Raw genomic sequence first — 19007 nt, 5'->3', positions numbered from 1 at the left:
CGGGAAAGCTCGGTGAAGGCTCAGATTCCCGTGATCAATGTGCGGAGAAAGGGCACGTCGACCTCTTCGAGGGAGCGCACGACGACCCGGCCCGGGGAGGGCGCGATCGGGGCGACGGAGGGCACGGCGACGACCCGGCAGCCCGCCGCCTCGGCCGCCGCGACGCCGGTCGCCGTGTCCTCGATGACGGCGCAGAGCGTGGGGTCGGCCCCCACCCCCTCGGCGGCCGCGAGGTACGGCTCGGGGTGCGGCTTGGTCCGTACGACCTCGTCCCCGGCGACGGTGAGGGAGAAGCGGTCGCGGCCGAGCGAGGCGAGGACCCGGTCGATGATCCGGCGGTGCGAGGCGGAGACCAGGGCGGTGGGGATGGAGTGCCGGGCCAGCTCGGAGAGGAGCCGCTCGGCGCCGGGCATGAGCGGGACGCCCCGCTCGATGCGCTGCTCGAACTTGTCGTTGAGGAGGACGGTCAGCTCCGGGAGGGTGATGTCGGCGCCGGTGGACTCGATGAGGTAGCCGGCGCTGCGGGTCATCGGCCCGCCGACCACCACGTCCCGCCAGGCCTCGTCGAGCCGGTGCCCGAGGTCGGCGAAGACCTCGACCTCCGCGTCCCACCAGAAGCCCTCCGTGTCGACGAGGGTCCCGTCCATGTCGAGGAAGACCGCCTGGAGGGCGGAGCTGCCGTTCGTACGGAACAGGGACGCGGGAACCGTACTGGTCATCCGGCACACCTCCATGAAGGGACGAGAAGGCCGGTCCTCCTCGCCGTGCGGGAGGAGGACCGGCCTGCTGGACGGACAAGTGTACGTCCCGGTCGGCGGAAACGCGTCCCTTTAACACGCCGCCGATCGACTCGCGGTCAACACGCGGTCACCGTGCGTTGAAGTACTTCGCCTCCGGGTGGTGGATGACGATGGCGTCGGTGGACTGCTCGGGGTGGAGCTGGAACTCCTCCGAGAGGTGGACGCCGATCCGCTCCGGCCGCAGCAGGTCCGCGATCTTCGCGCGGTCCTCCAGGTCGGGGCAGGCGCCGTAGCCGAGGGAGAAGCGGGCGCCGCGGTACTTGAGCGCGAACATGTCCTCGACGTCGGCCGGGTCCTCGCCGGCGAAGCCCAGCTCGGCGCGGACGCGGGCGTGCCAGTACTCGGCGAGGGCCTCGGCGAGCTGGACGGAGAGGCCGTGGAGCTCCAGGTAGTCGCGGTAGGAGTCGGACTCGAAGAGCTTGGCCGTGGCCTCGCCGATCTTCGAGCCGACGGTGACGACCTGGAGGCCGACGACGTCGGTCTCGCCGGACTCCTCCGGGCGGAAGAAGTCCGCGAGGCAGAGGCGGCGGCCGCGGCGCTGGCGCGGGAAGGAGAAGCGGGTCCGCTCGTTGCCGTCCTCGTCCAGGACGATCAGGTCGTCGCCCTTGGAGACGCAGGGGAAGTAGCCGTGCACGACGGCCGCTTCGAGGAGGTTCTCGGTGTGCAGGCGCTCCAGCCAGCCGCGCAGCCGGGGCCGGCCCTCGGTCTCCACCAGCTCCTCGTACGCCGGTCCGTCGCCGGCCCGGTTCTGCTTGAGGCCCCACTGGCCCTTGAAGAGGGCGCCCTCGTCGAGCCAGGAGGCGTAGTCCTTCAGCGGGATGCCCTTGACGACGCGGGTGCCCCAGAACGGCGGGGTGGGCACCGGGTTGTCGACGGCGACGTCGGAACGGCCGCCGGGCTCCGGCTCCTCGACCTGGAGCGCGGCCGCGTCCCGCTTGGGCACCCGGCGCTGCTTGAGCTCGGGAAGCGCGGCTCCGGGGACGCCGCGCTTGACGGCGATGAGGGCGTCCATCAGGCGCAGGCCCTCGAAGGCGTCGCGGGCGTAGCGGACCTCGCCCTGGTAGATCTCGTGGAGGTCCTGCTCGACGTAGGCGCGGGTCAGGGCGGCGCCGCCCAGGATCACGGGGTACCTGGCGGCCAGCTCGCGCTGGTTGAGCTCCTCCAGGTTCTCCTTCATGATCACGGTGGACTTCACCAGGAGACCGGACATGCCGATCACGTCGGCGTTGTGCTCCTCGGCGGCCTCCAGGATCGCCGAGACCGGCTGCTTGATGCCGATGTTGACGACGTTGTAGCCGTTGTTGGACAGGATGATGTCCACGAGGTTCTTGCCGATGTCGTGGACGTCGCCGCGCACGGTGGCCAGGACGATGGTGCCCTTGCCCTCGGCGTCGGACTTCTCCATGTGCGGCTCCAGATGGGCCACCGCGGTCTTCATGACCTCGGCGGACTGGAGCACGAACGGCAGCTGCATCTGGCCCGAGCCGAACAGCTCGCCGACCACCTTCATGCCGTCCAGGAGGATGTTGTTGACGATGTCCAGGGCCGGGGTGGTGGTCAGGGCCTCGTCGAGGTCGGCCTCCAGGCCGTTCTTCTCGCCGTCGATGATCCGCCGCTTCAGGCGCTCCTCCAGCGGCAGCGCGGCCAGCTCCTCGGCCTTGCCGGCCTTGAGGGACTTGGTGGTGGCGCCCTCGAAGAGGGCCATCAGCTTCTGCAGCGGGTCGTAGCCCTCGGCGCGCCGGTCGTAGATCAGGTCGAGCGCGGTGGTGACCTGCTCGTCGTCGAAGCGGGCGATCGGCAGGATCTTGGAGGCGTGCACGATCGCCGAGTCCAGGCCCGCCTTCACGCACTCGTCGAGGAAGACGGAGTTGAGCAGGATGCGGGCGGCCGGGTTGAGGCCGAAGGAGATGTTCGACAGGCCCAGGGTGGTCTGCACGTCGGGGTGGCGGCGCTTGAGCTCGCGGATCGCCTCGATGGTGGCGATGCCGTCCTTGCGGGACTCCTCCTGACCGGTGCAGATGGTGAAGGTCAGGGTGTCGATGAGGATGTCCGACTCCTGGATGCCCCAGTTGCCGGTCAGGTCCTCGATCAGGCGCTCGGCGATGGCGACCTTGTGCTCGACGGTGCGGGCCTGGCCCTCCTCGTCGATGGTCAGGGCGATGAGGGCGGCGCCGTGCTCCTGGGCCAGCCGGGTGACCTTGGCGAAGCGGGACTCGGGCCCGTCGCCGTCCTCGTAGTTCACCGAGTTGATGACGGCCCGGCCGCCGAGCTTCTCCAGACCGGCCCGGATGACCTCGACCTCGGTGGAGTCCAGGACGATCGGGAGGGTGGAGGCGGTGGCGAACCGTCCCGCCAGCTCCTCCATGTCCGCCACGCCGTCGCGGCCGACGTAGTCCACACAGAGGTCGAGCATGTGCGCGCCCTCGCGGATCTGGTCGCGGGCCATCTCGACGCAGTCGTCCCAGCGGGCCTCCAGCATGGCCTCGCGGAACTTCTTCGAACCGTTGGCGTTGGTGCGCTCGCCGATCGCCATGTACGAGGTGTCCTGGCGGAACGGCACCGTCTGGTAGAGGGAGGCGGCGCCCGGCTCCGGACGCGGCTCGCGGACGGCGGGGGTCAGGTCCCGGACCCGCTCGACGACCTGGCGCAGGTGCTCCGGGGTCGTACCGCAGCAGCCGCCGATCAGGGAGAGGCCGTAGTCGCGGACGAAGGTCTCCTGCGCGTCGGCCAGCTCGGCCGGCGACAGCGGGTAGTGGGCGCCGTCCGAGGTCAGCACCGGCAGGCCGGCGTTCGGCATGCAGGAGAGCGGGATGCGGGAGTGGCGGGCGAGGTAGCGCAGGTGCTCGCTCATCTCGGCCGGGCCGGTGGCGCAGTTCAGGCCGATCATGTCGATGCCGAGCGGCTCCAGGGCCGTCAGGGCCGCGCCGATCTCGGAGCCGAGCAGCATGGTGCCGGTCGTCTCGACGGTGACGGACACGATCAGGGGCACGTCGGCGCCCAGGGCGTCCAGGGCGCGGCGGGCGCCGATCACGGAGGCCTTGGTCTGCAGGAGGTCCTGGGTGGTCTCCACGAGCAGCGCGTCGGCGCCGCCGGCGAGGAGGCCCTCGGCGTTCCGCTGGTAGGCGTCGCGCAGGAGGGTGTACGGGGCGTGGCCCAGGGTCGGCAGCTTGGTGCCGGGGCCGATCGAGCCGAGGACCCAGCGCTGGCGGCCGGTGGAGGCGGTGAACTCGTCGGCCACCTCGCGGGCGATCCGGGCACCCGCCTCGGACAGCTCGTGGACGCGCTCGGGGATGTCGTACTCGCCCAGGGCGGCGTGGTTGGCGCCGAAGGTGTTGGTCTCGACGCAGTCGACGCCGGCGGAGAAGTACTCCTGATGGACCGAACGGACGATGTCGGGCCGGGTGACGTTGAGGATCTCGTTGCAGCCTTCGAGGTTCTGGAAGTCCTCGAGGGTGGGGTCCTGGGCCTGGAGCATGGTTCCCATGGCTCCGTCGGCGACCACCACGCGGGTCGCGAGTGCCTCGCGGAGGGCGGCGGCGCGGCTCCGGGCGTCACCGGGGGCGGGGGCGCTCCCTCCGGAGGCGGAGGCGGAAGGGGACGGCAACGAGGCCATGGGCGATCTCCCTGGGATGCGACGGCTGTCGGCTTTGCACGCTCGGTGGAGGGTGCACGGAGCCAGCCTAACCGCGCTCGAGCCGGGGTGGACACGGCGTCCCACGGGCCGGACGGCATCCTGTGTCCGGGGACTCCCGGTCCTGCCCCTCCTTGACCGACACTGTGGGATGTGACGCAAGGTCGGCATCGACCGATAGTGTTCAGCATTGTCGAACAGCGTGAAAGGGATAGGGGCCGGGCGATGGCTAAGAACATCCAGTCGCTTGAAAGAGCGGCGGCCATGCTGCGACTGCTCGCGGGCGGCGAGCGCCGGCTCGGCCTGTCCGACATCGCGTCGTCGCTCGGGCTCGCCAAGGGGACGGCCCACGGGATCCTGCGCACCCTCCAGGCGGAGGGGTTCGTGGAGCAGGAGGCGGCCTCGGGCCGCTACCAGCTGGGCGCGGAGCTGCTGCGGCTCGGGAACAGCTACCTGGACGTGCACGAGCTGCGGGCCCGGGCCCTCGTCTGGACGGACGACCTGGCCCGGTCCAGCGGCGAGAGCGTGCACCTGGGGGTCCTGCACCAGCGGGGCGTGCTGATCGTGCACCACGTCTTCCGGCCGGACGACAGCCGTCAGGTCCTGGAGGTGGGGGCCATGCAGCCACTGCACTCCACGGCCCTGGGCAAGGTCCTCTCGGCGTACGACCCGGTGGCGCACAGCGAGGTCCTGGAGGTCGAGCGGGAGGCGTTCACGCCCCGGACGACGACGGCGCTCGGGGACTTCGAGACGCTGCTGGACACGGTGCGGGCCCGGGGCTGGGCGGCGGACGTGGAGGAGACCTGGGAGGGCGTGGCGTCGGTGGCGGCGCCGATCCACGACCGGCGGCGGATGCCGGTGGGCGCGGTGGCGGTGACGGGCGCGGTGGAGCGGATCCGCCCGGACGGCGAGCTGCGGCCGGAGCTGGTGGCGGCGGTGCGGGACTGCGCCCGCGCGGTCTCCCGGGACCTGGGGGCCGGCCGCTTCTGAGGCCTCCCGGGGCTCCCCCGCACCCCTTTCCGACCCGCCGGTAACGATCCCGTCATCGGCGGGTTTTTCACTTCCCAGACCCTTGACGCGCTGTTAACCCGAGGGCAAAACTTCCGTTCATCGGTCGGCATTGCCGAACACCTACCGGCAATACGCGCTAGAGTGTGGCAGTGCCAAGGGCCGGCAACGCCCTCAACACGAGGGTGCGGACCATCGGAGGGACCCGTGGTCCGCCTTCCCCTGGACGAAGGACAAAGGAGTCGCGGGTGTCCAGCTCCGACATCTTCCTCGGCGAGACCATCGGTACCGCCGTACTCATCCTGCTCGGCGGTGGCGTGTGCGCCGCCGTCACGCTCAAGAACTCCAAGGCCCGCGGCGCGGGCTGGCTCGCGATCACCTTCGGGTGGGGCTTCGCCGTCATGACGGCCGTCTACATGACGGCTTCCCTCTCGGGCGCCCACCTGAACCCCGCCGTCACGGTCGGCATCGCGATCAAGGACGGGGCCTGGGGCGACGTGCCCGTCTACTTCGCCGGCCAGATGCTCGGCGCGATGATCGGCGCGGCGCTGGTCTGGGTGGCCTACTACGGCCAGTTCCGGGCCCACCTCACGGACCCGGAGACCATCGGCGAGAAGCCGATCGAGGGCCCCGGCCCGGTGCTCGGGATCTTCTCCACGGGTCCCGAGATCCGCAACACCTGGCAGAACCTGGCCACCGAGGTCATCGGCACCGTCGTGCTCGTGCTCGCCGTGCTCACCCAGGGCCTCAACGACAGCGGCAAGGGCCTCGGCACCCTGGGCGCCCTGATCACCGCCTTCGTCGTGGTCTCCATCGGCCTCTCGCTCGGCGGTCCGACCGGTTACGCCATCAACCCGGCCCGCGACCTCGGTCCGCGCATCGTGCACGCCCTGCTGCCGCTGCCGAACAAGGGCGGCTCCGACTGGGGCTACGCCTGGATCCCGGTCGTGGGTCCGCTGATCGGCGGCGCCCTCGCCGCGGGTATCTACACCATCGCGTTCGCCTGAGCCGTCCTTCTTCCAGACCTCCCTTGGAGCACACCGTGACCGACGCCCACACCTCCGGCCCCTTCATCGCCGCCATCGACCAGGGCACCACCTCCTCCCGCTGCATCGTCTTCGACAAGGACGGCCGGATCGTCTCCGTCGACCAGAAGGAGCACGAGCAGATCTTCCCGAAGCCGGGCTGGGTGGAGCACGACGCCGCCGAGATCTGGACCAACGTCCAGGAGGTCGTCGCCGGCGCCCTGGAGAAGGCGGAGATCACCGCCGCCGACGTCAAGGCCATCGGCATCACCAACCAGCGCGAGACCACGCTGCTGTGGGACAAGAACACCGGCGAGCCCGTCCACAACGCCCTCGTCTGGCAGGACACCCGCACCGACACCCTCTGCCGGGAGCTCGGCCGCAACGTCGGCCAGGACCGCTTCCGCCGCGAGACCGGCCTCCCCCTCGCCTCGTACTTCTCCGGCCCCAAGGTCCGCTGGCTGCTCGACCACGTCGAGGGCCTGCGCGAGCGCGCCGAGCGCGGCGACATCCTCTTCGGCACCATGGACTCCTGGGTCATCTGGAACCTGACCGGCGGCGTGGACGGCGGCGTGCACGTCACCGACGTCACCAACGCCTCGCGCACCATGCTGATGAACCTCCACGAGATGGCGTGGGACGAGCGCATCCTGCACTCCATGGGCGTCCCGGCCGCCGTGCTGCCGGAGATCCGCTCCTCCGCCGAGGTGTACGGCACGGTCAAGGGCGGCGTCCTCGACGGCGTCCCGGTCGCCTCCGCGCTCGGCGACCAGCAGGCCGCCCTGTTCGGCCAGACGTGTTTCGCCGAGGGCGAGGCCAAGTCCACGTACGGCACCGGCACCTTCATGCTGATGAACACCGGCGACAAGGTGATCAACTCCTACAGCGGCCTGCTGACCACGGTCGGCTACCGGATCGGCGACGAGAAGCCGGTCTACGCCCTGGAGGGCTCGATCGCCGTCACCGGCTCCCTGGTGCAGTGGATGCGCGACCAGATGGGCCTGATCAAGTCCGCCGCCGAGATCGAGACCCTCGCCTCCTCGGTCGAGGACAACGGCGGCGCCTACTTCGTCCCGGCCTTCTCCGGTCTGTTCGCCCCCTACTGGCGCTCCGACGCGCGCGGTGTCATCGCCGGCCTCACCCGGTACGTCACCAAGGCGCACATCGCCCGCGCCGTCCTGGAGGCCACCGCCTGGCAGACCCGCGAGATCGCCGACGCCATGACGAAGGACTCCGGCGTCGAGCTGACCGCGCTCAAGGTCGACGGCGGCATGACCTCCAACAACCTGCTGATGCAGACCCTCTCGGACTTCGTGGACGCGCCCGTCGTGCGCCCCATGGTCGCCGAGACCACCTGCCTCGGCGCCGCCTACGCCGCCGGCCTGGCCGTCGGCTTCTGGCCCGACACCGACGCGCTGCGCGCCAACTGGCGCCGAGCCGCCGAATGGACCCCCCGCATGGACGCCGACAAGCGCGACCGCGAGTACAAGAGCTGGCTGAAGGCCGTCGAGCGCTCCATGGGCTGGCTCGAAGACGAATCCGACGAGCAGTAAGAGCGAGCAGTAAGAGGAGTGAGCGACATGACCACCCTGCAGAGCGTCCCCGCCCTGGGGACGCGCCCGGCCGCCGGTTCCCTGCCGAGCCGCGCCGAGACCCGGGAGCAGCTCTCCAAGGCGACGTACGACCTCCTGGTGATCGGCGGCGGCATCCTGGGCATCTCCACCGCCTGGCACGCCGCGCAGTCGGGCCTGCGGGTGGCCCTGGTGGACGCCGGCGACTTCGCCGGCGCCACCTCCTCCGCCTCCTCGAAGCTGCTCCACGGGGGCCTGCGCTACCTGCAGACCGGCGCGGTGAAGCTGGTGGCGGAGAACCACTTCGAGCGGCGCGCGGTCTCCCGCCAGGTGGCCCCGCACCTCGCCAACCCGCTCACCTTCTACCTGCCCGTCTACAAGGGCGGCCCGCACGGCGCGGCCAAGCTGGGCGCCGGCGTCTTCGCGTACTCCGCCCTCTCGGCGTTCGGCGACGGCGTCGGCCACCTGCTCTCCCCCGCCAAGGCCGCGCAGGACGTGCCGGAGCTGCGGACGGACAACCTGAAGGCCGTGGCCGTCTACGGCGACGACCAGATGAACGACGCCCGGATGGCCCTGATGACGGTCCGCGCCGCGGTCGACGCCGGTGCCACCGTCCTCAACCACGCCGAGGTCACCGGTCTGCGCTTCACCCGCGGCCGGGTCACCGGCGCCGAGCTGAAGGACCGCACCAGCGGCGACGAGTTCGGCGTGGACGCCCGCCTGGTCCTCAACGCGACCGGCCCGTGGGTCGACCACCTGCGGAAGATGGAGGACCCGAACGCGGCCCCCTCCATCCGCCTCTCCAAGGGCGCGCACCTGGTCCTCAAGCGGACCTCGCCGTGGAAGGCCGCGCTCGCCACCCCGATCGACAAGTACCGCATCACCTTCGCCCTCCCCTGGGAGGACATGCTGCTGCTCGGCACCACCGACGAGGAGTACGAGGGCGACCCCGGCCAGGTCGGGGTCACCGAGAAGGACACCGCCCAGATCCTGGACGAGGCCGCCTTCTCCATCCGCGACCAGCAGCTGTCGCGCGACCTGATCACGTACGCCTTCGCCGGTCTGCGGGTGCTCCCCGGCGGCCCCGGCGACACCTCCAAGGCCAAGCGCGAGACGGTCGTGACCGAGGGCCGCGGCGGGATGCTGTCGGTGGCCGGCGGCAAGTGGACGACCTTCCGCCACATCGGCCGCACGGTCATGAAGAAGCTGGAGCAGCTGCCCGGTCACCCGCTCGGTGAGGATTACGAGCCGGTGTCCGCGCTGCCGAAGCGGCTGCCGCTGCCCGGCATAGCCAATCCGAACGCGATCGCCCACCGGCTGCTCGTCGACGGTCCGGCGCCCGGCCCGCGCATGGCCGCCGACACCGCCAAGCACCTGGCGACGCACTACGGCTCGCTCTCCTTCGAGATCGCCCGCATGGCGAACGAGAACCCGGAACTGGCCCGGCGCGTCCACCCGGACGCGCCGGAGATCTGGGCGCAGGTCGCCTACGCCCGTGACCACGAGTGGGCCGAGACCGCCGACGACGTGCTGCGCCGGCGCACGACGCTGACCATCCGCGGCCTGGCGACGGACGAGGTCCGCGCCGGGGTCGAGTCGATGCTGGGCAAGTAACTCTCCTGCTTCCAGGGGCGGTTCCTCTCCGAGGGACCGCCCCTTCGGCGTGCCACACCCCGTCCACACGCCCGCAACACTCCGCGCGCAGAGTTGAAGCATGAAGTTTCAAGTGCTCACGATCGTCCACCACTCCCCGCACCCGCTCACCGGCGAACTCCTGTCCGCCGCGGACCGGTTGGAGCAGGTCGTCACGCTCGGCGAGACCGCCGAGCGGCTGGGCTTCGACGCGTACGCGGTCGGCGAGCGGCACGCGGGCCCGTTCCTCTCCTCGGCCCCGACCGTGCTGCTCGCCGCGCTCGCCGCCCGCACCACCCGGATCCGGCTCCTCACCGGCGTGACCGTGGTCGCGATCCTCGACCCGGTCCGGGTCGCCGAGGACTACGCCACGCTCGACCAGCTCTCCCGGGGCCGGATCGAACTCGTCGTCGGCAAGGGCGCGGAGGCCGGCCACTTCGACCTCTTCGGCCTGGACGAGGAGCGGCAGTGGGACCTCCAGAAGGAGAAGTACGAGCTGCTCCGCCGGCTCTGGACGGAGGAGGGCGTCGACTGGGAGGGCGAGTTCCGGCCCGCCCTGAAGAACGTGACCACGGTGCCGCGCCCGTACGCCGGTCCGCCCCGGGTCTGGCACGGCTCGGCCACCAGCCTCAACTCCCCCGAACTGGCGGCGAAGCACGGCGATCCGCTCTTCACCGCCAACGCGATCCAGCCCCGCGAGGCGTACGCGCGGCTCATCGCCCACTACCGCGAGAAGTTCGAGGAGTACGGGCACGACCCGGCCCACGCGCGCGTGGCGGCCGGTTCCGGCGGCCTGCTCATCGCCGACACCCCCGAGCAGGCGGTCGCCCGCTACAAGGACCTGTACGAGGCGAAGGTCCGGCAGAGCTTCCGGCCGCACCTGGCGGGGAAGGCCGGCTACAACACCCCGTTCCGCACGATCGAGGACGCCGTCGCGGACGGCCCCCAGTTGATCGGCTCGCCGCAGCAGATCATCGACAAGATCCTCGGCCACCACGAGCACTACGGGCACGACCTCCAGTCCGTCACGGTCGACGCCTTCGGGCAGTCGACGGCCGAGCAGACCGAGACGCTCCAGCGCTTCGCCGAGGAGATCGCGCCGGTGGTCCGGAGGGAGGCGCCCAGCACCCTCTGGGAGGAGTGACGCCGTCGTGTGCGGGGGCGAGTTCCTGGGTAGTCGATCAAGGCCGCACGGGTTTTCGGGGATGTCCGGGGGCTGCGGACGGACCGCCGGAAAGCCGTAAGGTTGGTCCGTACGACAGGAACTTCGAGAAGGAGGCGCTGGGTGATCGAGCTCGAGGGGGTGCCCGAGCTGATCGACCCGGTCATGGTGGCCGCGTTCGAGGGCTGGAACGACGCCGGGGACGCCGCCTCCACCGCGGTCGGCCATCTGGACCGGGAGTGGAAGGGCGAGGTCTTCGCGGCGCTCGACGCCGAGGACTACTACGACTTCCAGGTGAACCGGCCCACGGTCTTCCTGGACAACGGCGTACGGAAGATCACCTGGCCGACGACCAGGCTCTCCGTGGTCCGGGTGGGCGGTGACAAGCCCCGCGACCTGGTGCTCGTGCGCGGGATCGAACCCTCGATGCGCTGGCGCTCCTTCTGCAACGAGCTGCTCGGCTTCGCGCACGAGCTGGGCGTGGAGATGGTGGTGATCCTGGGAGCGCTGCTCGGCGACACCCCGCACACCCGGCCGGTCCCGGTCAGCGGGGTGACCTCCGATCCGGACCTGGCGCGCACGATGGACCTGGAGGAGACCCGGTACGAGGGCCCGACGGGCATCGTGGGCATCCTCCAGGAGGCGTGCACGCACGCGGGCGTGCCGGCGGTGAGCCTGTGGGCGGCGGTGCCGCACTACGTGTCGCAGCCGCCGAACCCGAAGGCGACGCTGGCGCTGCTCAACCGCCTGGAGGACCTGATCGGGCTGCGCATCCCGCTGGGCGAGCTGCCCGAGGACGCGCGGGCCTGGCAGCTCGGCGTGGACCAGCTGGCCGCCGAGGACAGCGAGGTCGCCGAGTACGTGCAGACCCTGGAGGAGGCGCGGGACACCGCGGAGCTCCCGGAGGCGTCCGGCGAGGCGATCGCCCGCGAGTTCGAGCGGTACCTGCGGCGGCGCGAGCCGGGCACGGGGCCCGGCCCCGGGGTGGCGACGGAGGGCGGGGACTCCCCGTTCCTGCTGGACCCCGGCAGCGGCCGCACCCGCCCGCCGAAGCCGGAACAGCCGGGGCCGGAGTCGGTACCGGGGTCGGAATCGGTCCCGGGATCGGAGCCGGTCCCGGAGTCGGAGCCGGTCCCGGAGTCGGGCGCCGAGGAGACTTCCGGGGAGGCTCCGGAGGAGGACTCCGCCGGTGGGGGGCCGACCGGTGAGGGCCCCGCCGACGGGAACCCGCCCGGTGAGGAGCCCGAGGACCCGGAGCGCGGCCCCGGGAAGTAGCGGGCGGTGGAGAGACGGTGCGGGAGGGGCGTCCGGGGACGGGCGCCCCTCCCGCACGTCGTGGGTCAGGCGCAGGTGAAACGGGCCGCCGCCCAGTCCCCGTGGTCGCCGCTCTTCGACCCGTTGGTGTCCGTGATCCTCAGCCGTACGTGCCGGGCCCCGGTCACGTCGACGTCCACGGGCAGGGTCGCGGAGGCGCCGGTCAGCGGGGGCGAGGTCCACAGGACCCTGCCGTCCGCCTCGACGGAGAAGGCCACCTCGCCGTAGCCGTCGATCTCGTCGTCGATGCCGACGTCGGCCGTGAGGGCGGTGCAGCGGCCGCCGAGGTAGACCTCGACGTCGGAGTCGGCGTGGGCGCCGATCCCCTTCTCGTAGGTCTTTCCGGCCAGGGTCGGCGGCCGGCCGTCGGCGGCGCCGGACTCGCCGTTGGAGCGGTCGCGCTCGGGCGGCCCCCAGCCGTTGGTGGAGCGCAGCCACACCAGGTCGCTCGCCCAGGCGTCGCCGGCCGGCGGCGGGGGCATCACGCCGACCGCGAACCGCTGGAGCGCGGTGCGGTCGGTGCCGGCCGCGCGGTGGCGGACCGTCGCCGTGAGGGTGGCCTCGCCGGGCTTCGCGTCCGCCGCCGGGGTGACGGCGACCTCGACCCGGCGGGTGGTTCCGGCCGGGACGCGGGCGATCGGGGCGGCCGGGGCGACCCGCCACCCGTCCGGGGCGGTCACGGAGACCCGTACGTCGGTGGCGTCCCCGCTGCCCGCGGTGACGTCCACGGCGACGGTGCCGGGCGCGCCGGCGCCGAGCTCCTGCCCGGTGGGCGCGGCGACGGTGGCGGAGGCGCCGCGGACCGCGCCGCCGACCGCGCTGGTGTCCTTCAGGAGCACCTCGAAGCCGCGGTCGGTGCGCCGGGCGGTCGTCTTGACCCGGACCACTCCCCCGCGCTCGTCGCGGTCGTACCACCAGCCCTGCGCGGCGGCGTCGAAGGCGGCGCGGGAGGCGAGGGCGGGCAGGTCGCGCCCGTCGAGCCGCACGGCGCCGGGCGCGTCGCCGGTGTGGACGGTGAAGGCGTACGGCCGGGCGGCCGGCTTGCCGGTGTACGTGCCCCTGCTGGGGCCGATGCGCACGGAGACGTCGCCGGGGCCGGCGTCCGGGGCGCGGACCTCGGCGAGCTGGGTGGCGTACCGGCCGGTGCGGTGCTCGCGGGTGACGCCGTCGTCCTCGTACAGCTCGAAGGAGGAGCTGCCCTTGGGGTAGACGTCCCAGGCGATCGGGTCGCCGGGGGCGCGGTCCTTGTACGAGCGGATGCCGCCGGGCCACAGGGGGACGGTCGCCCCGGCCCGGACGAAGAGGGGCAGGGTGTCGAGCGGGGCGCTGTAGTCGTCGACGGTGACGGGGCCCTCGTAGGTGCGTCCGCTCCAGTAGTCGATCCAGGTGCCCTTCGGCAGGTAGATGCCGTCGCGTTCCACCGCGTCCTGGTACACGGGGGCGACGAGGAAGTCCTCGCCGCTGAGGAACTCGTACTTCGCGGCCTCCGTGGCGGCCTTCGGGTCGTCCGGGTACTCCAGGGCGAGCGGCCGGGCGAGGCCGACGCCGGTCTTCGTGGCCCGGTGGGCGTGGCTGTAGACGTACGGGAGCAGGGCCTCGTGGAGCTTGAGGGAGGCGCGGTTGACCGAGGTGTAGGGCTCGCCGTGGCGGAAGGGCTGCTTGTCGCTGGCGGCCCAGCCGTCCATGGTCATGGTGACGGGCAGGAAGGTCTTCCACTGGAGGTCGCGGGTGTACGTCTTGGCGCTGCCGCCGAAGATGCCGTCGACGTCGCCGGTGGTGTAGGCGAGTCCGGACATGGACGCGCCCGCGTAGGTCGGGATCTGCCAGCGGACGTACTCCCAGCTGCCGGACTGGTCGCCGGACCACTGCACGCCGCAGCGCTGGGCGCCGGCCCAGCTCTCGGGGGCCCAGGTGAAGCCGCGGGCGTCGCTGTGGGCCTCGATGCCGGCGTGGGCGTCCTTGCAGCCGTCGAGGGCGAACTTGTAGCCCTCGCCGACCCAGGCGACGTCGAGCTTGGCGACCCGCTGGCCGGCCCTGACCTGCTCGCCGAGCCGGTCGATGCCGTCCTCGGTCCACAGGCCGAGCTGCATGTCGCGCTCCTGGAGCCCGGTGGCGGTCTCCGCGAGGTTCTCGTAGCCGCAGCCGTAGCCGTCGTTGACGAGCATCCAGCCGTTGGGCATGTCGTTCTCGACGTAGCCGTCGGCGACCTTCAGGGCGTCGAGGGTGTGGCGCTCGCCGCGGTTGGCGTTGTGCAGGTAGCAGTCGGCGTCGCCGATCTCCAGGCCGTAGACGGGCGGCAGGAACGGTTTTCCGGTGAGCCGGGTGTACTGGCCGATGACGTCCTTGGCGGCGTCGCGGCCGGTGCCGGCGAAGTAGTAGGCGTCGAAGCGCCGTTCCTTCGCGCTCGTGGTGACGGGCGCGGTGAAGGCGTAGGTGTTGGGGGCGTAGGTGTTGCGGTAGACGCCGTAGCCGGTGGAGGAGAGGTAGAACGGGACGGAGTTGGGGTGGCCGCCGTCGTTCCAGTTGTAGTCGACGCCCACCTCCACGGTCTTGTCGCGGTGGGAGGTGTTGCCGCGGCCGTTCTGCATGCCGGCGCCGTAGAACTGCTCCGTGGCGCCGCGGGCGAGGGTCTGGACGGTGCGGTCCTGGTTCCAGGTGAGGCCGCGGGTCTCGGACCAGAGCGGGGTGCCGTCGGCGCGCACGGCGGCGAAGCGGAGCGGGGACTTGTAGGCGCGCAGGGTGACCCGGTCGCTGCTCAGTTCGTACCGGTCGCCGCGGTCGCGCCAGCGGGTGGCCGGGGGCGGGCCCTGGGGCAGGGTGATGTCGGTGCCGGTGGGGTCGGTGAACGTGCCGTCGGGGGCGAGTTCGATGCGGAAGGTGTCGGCGGTGACGAAGCTGACGCGGGCCCGGGCCTGACCGGCGGTCAGCCGGTAGACGGCTCCGTCGGCGGCGAACCCGGTCACGTCGCCGACGGTGGTGTCGGCGCTGTCGGCCTTCTCGGCGCTGTCCGTCTTCTCGGTGGGGGCGGCCTTCTCCGTGGGGGCGGCCGTGGCGGTGGAGCCGGGGCCCGCGAAGGCGGCGAGCAGCCCGAGCAGTGCACCGGCGACCGTAGCTCTCATGCGCATTGATGATTGCATGGAGCTTCTTTAGCGCAGAATCGAGCATCGCGACAGGGCAAAAGGGAACCGCCCCCGGACTTCGCGCGGAAGTCCGGGGGCGGTTGGCCGGAAGGGAGTTGTGCGGTGGCGTCCCTACAGGGCGACGCCCAGGAGCGCGTCGACGGCGCGGGAGACGAGTCCGGGAGCGGATTCGTCGGTGCCGCCCCCGGCCGTCTGGCGCTCGGCCCAGCGGTCGACCGCGGCGAGCGCGGCCGGCGTGTCGAGGTCGTCGGCGAGGGCCTCGCGGATCTCCTCGACGAGGGCGTCGGCGGGCAGCCCGTCGGGGCGGGAGACCGCGGCGCGCCAGCGTCCGAGCCGCTCCACCGCGTCCTGGAGGATCCCGTCGGTCCACTCCCAGTCGGCGCGGTAGTGGTGGGAGAGGAGCGCGAGCCGGATCGCGGCCGGGTCGACGCCGTCGCGGCGCAGCTTCGAGACGAAGACCAGGTTGCCCTTGGACTTGGACATCTTCTCGCCGTCGAGGGCGACCATGCCGGCGTGGACGTACGCCTTGGCCATCGGGAACTCGCCGGTGAGGGCCTGGGCGTGCGAGGCGCCCATCTCGTGGTGCGGGAAGATCAGGTCGGAGCCGCCGCCCTGCACGTCGAAGCCCATGCCGAGGTGGTCGAGGGCGATGGCGACGCACTCGATGTGCCAGCCGGGGCGGCCCGCGCCGAGGCTGCCGCCGTCCCAGCTCGGCTCGCCCTCGCGGGCGGCCATCCAGAGCATCGGGTCGAGCGGGTTCTTCTTGCCGGGGCGCTCGGGGTCGCCGCCGCGCTCGGCGGAGAGGTGGCGCATCAGCTCGGTGTCGTAGTGCGAGACCTGGCCGAAGTGCGGCTCGGCGTCGACGGAGAAGTAGACGTCGCCGTCGAGCTCGTAGGCGGCGCCGGCGTCCCGCAGGCGCTCGACGAGCGGGACGATGCCCGGTATGGCCTCGACCGCGCCGATGTAGTGCCGCGGGGGCAGCATCCGCAGGGCGGTCATGTCCTCGCGGAAGAGGGCGGTCTCGCGCTCGGCGAGGCCGACCCAGTCGACGCCGTCGCGGATGGCGCGCTCCAGGAGGGGGTCGTCCACGTCCGTCACGTTCTGGACGTAGTGCACCTGCCGCTTGGTGTCGAGCCACACGCGCTGCACGAGGTCGAACGCGTTGTAGGTCGCCGCGTGACCCATGTGGGTCGCGTCGTACGGGGTGATGCCGCAGACGTAGATGCGGGCGACGGGACCGGGGACGAGGGTGACTCGTCCGCCGGTCGCGGTGTCGTGGATCCGGAGGTCGCGGCCCTTGCCGGGAAGGGCGGGGACCTCAGAAGCGGGCCAGGCATGCATGACCCGAGCGTAACCGGACAGGTGTTCCGGATACGAACCGGATCCGGGATCTTGACCGATTAGGCGGTCTTGCGGGGCGAATGCGCGCGTGCCTCCCCCCGGAGGGCGCTTCTCCGGTCGGCCCGGCTTGGCCGAAACCTTTCGCTCGGACCCCTGGGGCGGGTGAGCCGCACGGGCCCCGGAACGCAGCTCGGGACGGCGGTTCTCAGACGGGCGGCCAGGGGAGGGCGGGCCACTGTCCCGAGGGCTCCGGGTGCCGTCCGCCCGCCCGCAGGGCCGCCACGCGGGCGCGTATCGCCGCCACTTCGGCGCCGGTGAGCAGTTCGGCCAGTCGGGTGGCGAGCGGCGCTCCGGGCGCCAGGGCCGGGCCGAGACGGTCGAGGACCTCGACCGCCTCGGCGGGCAGTTCCTCGCCCGCCCATCCCCACAGCAGGGTGCGCAGCTTGTCCTCGACGTGGAAGGTGACCCCGTGGTCGATGCCGTACAGGTGTCCGCCGGGGGCCGGCAGCAGGTGCCCGCCCTTGCGGTCGCCGTTGTTGATCACGGCGTCCAGGACGGCGAGCCGCCGCAGTTCGGGGGTGTCGGCGTGGACGAGGAGGGCGGTGCGGCCCTCGCCGACCTCGGCCTCCCCGACGGCCTTCCAGCCCTCCCCCGGCTCCTCGTCCTCGGTGAGGGCCAGGAGCCGCGCCCCGGGGTCGGCCTCGATCCACAGCTGGACCATGCCCTCGCCGTACGGGCCGTCGCGGAGCACCGTCGGCGGGACCAGACTCCAGCCGGTGGCCTCGGAGACCTCGTACGCGGCGACCTCGCGCCGGGCGAGGTTTCCGTCGGGGAAGTCCCACAGGGGCCGCTCCCCCGCGACCGGCTTGTAGACGCAGGCCGCCTCCCGGCCCTCGTACGCGACGGAGCAGTACAGGACGGCGTTGGAGGCCTCGCGGATCCGGCCGCGCACGGTCAGCTCACCGCGGGCGAGCAGGTCCGCGCCCGGCAGGGTCTGGGGGCTGCTCATGCTCCGCGGCGGTATCCGTTCTGGCGGGGGCAGACGTGCCCCTCGGGGTCGAGCGGCAGGCTGCACAGCGGGCACGGCGGGCGGCCGGCGTTGACGACGTCCAGGGCCCGCTTGGCGAAGGCCCGGGCCTGGACGCCGGTGAGGCGGACCCGGAGCATCGGCGGGCCGTTCTCCTCGTCCTGGAGCAGCCGCTCCTCGGCCTCGGCGAGGTCCTCCTCGGAGTCCGCGTCGAGCTCCACGAGGGCCTGCGCCTCGACGATCATGCGCTGTTCCTCGCCGTCCCAGGCGAGCGCCATGGTGCCGACCCGGAACTCCTCCTCGACGGGCGCGTCGAGGGGGGCGGTGTCCGCGATCTCGACGGGGGCGACGGCGGGCACGGGCGCGTTGCCGCCGGTGCGCCGCACGACCTCGTCGAGGAGTTCGTCGATGCGCTCGGCGAGGGCGGCGACCTGCATCTTCTCCAGGGCGACGCTGGTGACCCGGCCGCCGGCGGACGCCTGGAGGAAGAACGTACGGCGGCCAGGCAGCCCGACCGTACCGGCCACGAAACGCTCCGGTGGGTCGTAGAGGAACACCTGACGGGACACGTTCCCGGCTCCTTGCGTCTCGACGGTCGTACTACAGCGGCGCGTCCACCCTACTGCGCGAAGGGATCACGGTGCGCCCGCGCCGCCACCGACCTCGGCCGCCCCGCCGTCCCCGGGGCGCTCGCGGGGGGCGAATCCGGCGAAGTCCCCCGTGTCGCCGAGCCGGAGGAGGAAGGGACGCAGGCGCGTGTAGCGGATGACGGTGACCGAGCAGGGATCGACGTGGACGCGCTGGAAGAGGTCCAGGTGGAGGCCGAGGGCGTCCGCCACGAGCGACTTGACGATGTCGCCGTGCGAGCACATGACGTAGCAGGCGTCCTCGCCGTGCTCGGCCTCGATCCGCGCGTTCCAGTCCCGTACGGCCTCGACGGCCCGGTTCTGCATCGCGCGCATGGACTCGCCGCCGGGGAAGGCGGCGGCGGAGGCGTGCGCCTGGACGACCTCCATCAGGGGCTCGTCGTTGAGCTCGGCGAGCTTGCGGCCCGACCAGTCGCCGTAGTCGCACTCGTTGATCCGCTCCTCGACGTGGAACGGGAGGTCCGGGCGGGCGTCGAGGAGGGGCCGCAGGGTCTCCCGGCAGCGCTGGAGGGGGCTGGAGACGGCGGCGGCGAGCGGGACGTCCGCGAGGCGCCCGGGCAGGGCGGCGGCCTGCGCGGCCCCGCGCTCGTCGAGCGCGATCCCGGGCGTGCGCCCGGCGAGGACCCCGGAGGTGTTGGCGGTGGAGCGTCCGTGCCGGACGAGGATCAGCGTGGCCATGGCGGCCAGCCTAGGCGGTGCCCGGAGCGGG

At 72.3% G+C, this 19007-nt stretch carries 13 protein-coding genes; 6 read left to right on the top strand and 7 right to left on the bottom strand.

Annotated features, from left to right (window positions below; genetic code table 11):
* Positions 1 to 20: 20 nt before the first annotated feature.
* Together ACIP5O_RS28035 and metH are read right to left on the bottom strand one after the other, a co-directional pair.
* Positions 21 to 719: an HAD family hydrolase gene (locus ACIP5O_RS28035; RefSeq protein ID WP_401297928.1), complete on the bottom strand. Its 699-nt coding sequence runs from the start codon at positions 717 to 719 to the stop codon at positions 21 to 23.
* Positions 720 to 867: 148 nt separating this feature from the next.
* A complete protein-coding gene (metH, locus tag ACIP5O_RS28030) occupies positions 868 to 4413 on the bottom strand; it encodes a methionine synthase (protein WP_401297925.1) in 3546 nt (1181 codons plus the stop codon).
* A gap of 243 nt (positions 4414 to 4656) precedes the next feature.
* Between metH and ACIP5O_RS28025 the strand changes: the two genes are divergently transcribed.
* The 6 genes from ACIP5O_RS28025 (at position 4657) to ACIP5O_RS28000 (ending at position 12104) form a co-directional block, all read left to right on the top strand.
* Positions 4657 to 5421 (top strand): IclR family transcriptional regulator, encoded by a 765-nt coding sequence (locus tag ACIP5O_RS28025; RefSeq protein WP_356546237.1) that lies wholly within the window; start codon positions 4657 to 4659, stop codon positions 5419 to 5421.
* Between the two features lie 266 nt (positions 5422 to 5687).
* Complete coding sequence (locus ACIP5O_RS28020) at positions 5688 to 6446, top strand: MIP/aquaporin family protein (protein ID WP_401297922.1); 759 nt, start codon at positions 5688 to 5690, stop codon at positions 6444 to 6446.
* Positions 6447 to 6481: 35 nt separating this feature from the next.
* Entirely contained in the window at positions 6482 to 8017 is a 1536-nt protein-coding gene (glpK, locus tag ACIP5O_RS28015) for a glycerol kinase GlpK (protein WP_401297919.1), read from the top strand.
* Between the two features lie 27 nt (positions 8018 to 8044).
* Positions 8045 to 9649 (top strand): FAD-dependent oxidoreductase, encoded by a 1605-nt coding sequence (locus tag ACIP5O_RS28010; RefSeq protein WP_401297916.1) that lies wholly within the window; start codon positions 8045 to 8047, stop codon positions 9647 to 9649.
* Positions 9650 to 9749: 100 nt separating this feature from the next.
* Positions 9750 to 10811: an LLM class flavin-dependent oxidoreductase gene (locus ACIP5O_RS28005; RefSeq protein WP_401297913.1), complete on the top strand. Its 1062-nt coding sequence runs from the start codon at positions 9750 to 9752 to the stop codon at positions 10809 to 10811.
* 141 nt (positions 10812 to 10952) lie between these two features.
* On the top strand, positions 10953 to 12104 hold the full coding sequence (locus tag ACIP5O_RS28000) for a PAC2 family protein (RefSeq protein ID WP_401297910.1): 1152 nt from the start codon (positions 10953 to 10955) through the stop codon (positions 12102 to 12104).
* Between the two features lie 65 nt (positions 12105 to 12169).
* Here the strand turns inward: ACIP5O_RS28000 and ACIP5O_RS27995 are convergent, their stop codons facing one another.
* From ACIP5O_RS27995 to ACIP5O_RS27975, 5 genes are all read right to left on the bottom strand, one after another.
* Positions 12170 to 15280: an NPCBM/NEW2 domain-containing protein gene (locus ACIP5O_RS27995; protein WP_401297907.1), complete on the bottom strand. Its 3111-nt coding sequence runs from the start codon at positions 15278 to 15280 to the stop codon at positions 12170 to 12172.
* 114 nt (positions 15281 to 15394) lie between these two features.
* The gene (mshC, locus tag ACIP5O_RS27990) at positions 15395 to 16624 is read right to left on the bottom strand and encodes a cysteine--1-D-myo-inosityl 2-amino-2-deoxy-alpha-D-glucopyranoside ligase (RefSeq protein ID WP_401297904.1); all 1230 of its coding nucleotides are present in this window, start codon (positions 16622 to 16624) and stop codon (positions 15395 to 15397) included.
* 205 nt (positions 16625 to 16829) lie between these two features.
* The gene (locus ACIP5O_RS27985) at positions 16830 to 17666 is read right to left on the bottom strand and encodes an SCO1664 family protein (protein WP_401298258.1); all 837 of its coding nucleotides are present in this window, start codon (positions 17664 to 17666) and stop codon (positions 16830 to 16832) included.
* On the bottom strand, positions 17630 to 18220 hold the full coding sequence (locus ACIP5O_RS27980) for a DUF3090 domain-containing protein (protein WP_401297902.1): 591 nt from the start codon (positions 18218 to 18220) through the stop codon (positions 17630 to 17632). The genes ACIP5O_RS27985 and ACIP5O_RS27980 overlap by 37 nt, the downstream gene beginning before the upstream one ends.
* 66 nt (positions 18221 to 18286) lie before the next feature.
* Positions 18287 to 18976 carry a histidine phosphatase family protein gene (locus tag ACIP5O_RS27975; protein ID WP_125661128.1) on the bottom strand — a complete coding sequence of 230 codons (690 nt, stop codon included), beginning with the start codon at positions 18974 to 18976 and terminating at the stop codon, positions 18287 to 18289.
* Positions 18977 to 19007: the final 31 nt, after the last annotated feature.

It is taken from the genome of Streptomyces sp. NPDC088915 (assembly GCF_044749825.1).
In the GTDB taxonomy this organism is placed as follows: Bacteria; Actinomycetota; Actinomycetes; order Streptomycetales; family Streptomycetaceae; genus Streptomyces.
Note: the sequence above shows the minus strand (reverse complement) of the source record. Positions and strands in the feature narration are given on the sequence as shown.

Bases quoted from the DNA above. Each gene is read 5' to 3' on its own strand.
- ACIP5O_RS28035 (WP_401297928.1), bottom strand. From the start codon at position 719: ATGACCAGTACGGTTCCCGCGTCCCTGTTCCGTACGAACGGCAGCTCC.
- metH (WP_401297925.1), bottom strand. From the start codon at position 4,413: ATGGCCTCGTTGCCGTCCCCTTCCGCCTCCGCCTCCGGAGGGAGCGCC.
- ACIP5O_RS28025 (WP_356546237.1), top strand. From the start codon at position 4,657: ATGGCTAAGAACATCCAGTCGCTTGAAAGAGCGGCGGCCATGCTGCGA.
- ACIP5O_RS28010 (WP_401297916.1), top strand. From the start codon at position 8,045: ATGACCACCCTGCAGAGCGTCCCCGCCCTGGGGACGCGCCCGGCCGCC.
- ACIP5O_RS28005 (WP_401297913.1), top strand. From the start codon at position 9,750: ATGAAGTTTCAAGTGCTCACGATCGTCCACCACTCCCCGCACCCGCTC.
- ACIP5O_RS27995 (WP_401297907.1), bottom strand. From the start codon at position 15,280: ATGCAATCATCAATGCGCATGAGAGCTACGGTCGCCGGTGCACTGCTC.
- mshC (WP_401297904.1), bottom strand. From the start codon at position 16,624: ATGCATGCCTGGCCCGCTTCTGAGGTCCCCGCCCTTCCCGGCAAGGGC.
- ACIP5O_RS27975 (WP_125661128.1), bottom strand. From the start codon at position 18,976: ATGGCCACGCTGATCCTCGTCCGGCACGGACGCTCCACCGCCAACACC.